This is a genomic window from Gordonia sp. i37 (genome assembly GCF_002043085.1).
In the GTDB taxonomy this organism is placed as follows: Bacteria; Actinomycetota; Actinomycetes; order Mycobacteriales; family Mycobacteriaceae; genus Gordonia; species Gordonia polyisoprenivorans.
Map to the genome: position 1 here is coordinate 1 of NZ_MVPX01000292.1, position 412 is coordinate 412.

1 protein-coding gene is annotated in these 412 nt (G+C 69.2%); it reads right to left on the minus strand.

Features of this window, described 5'->3' with window-relative positions:
- On the minus strand, positions 1–412 hold a 412-nt coding region (locus B1964_RS14145; protein WP_290440702.1), incomplete at both ends, for an HrcA family transcriptional regulator.

Sequence of the window (412 nt, forward strand, 5' to 3'; positions counted from 1 at the left end):
ACCCCCCCCCGCCGTTGACCGGGGCGAAATCGGCGGCCGCCCGCGCGAGATTCGACGTGCCGGTCACCACCACGCGGTCCTCGCCCCGTTCGACGAGGGTCTCGACCAACACGGTCGCGACGTTCACCGTCGCGTCCCGCAGATCGGCCGGTGCGTTGTTGGCCAATTCGGCCACCGACGCCGAGGCCTCCTCGAGCCGCTTGCCGTGCAGCGCCGCGGAGAACATGTCCCGCAGACGGACGATCTCGTCCTCGGCGAGGTCTTGTGAGAGGGCGACCATGCGCTGTTCGACACGGCCGGTGTCGGTGATCACGATCAGCAGCAACCGCGACGGTGACACGGTGATCACCTCGAGGTGACGCACCGTCGCCGTGGAGAGCACCGGATACTGGATGACCGCGACCTGGCGGGG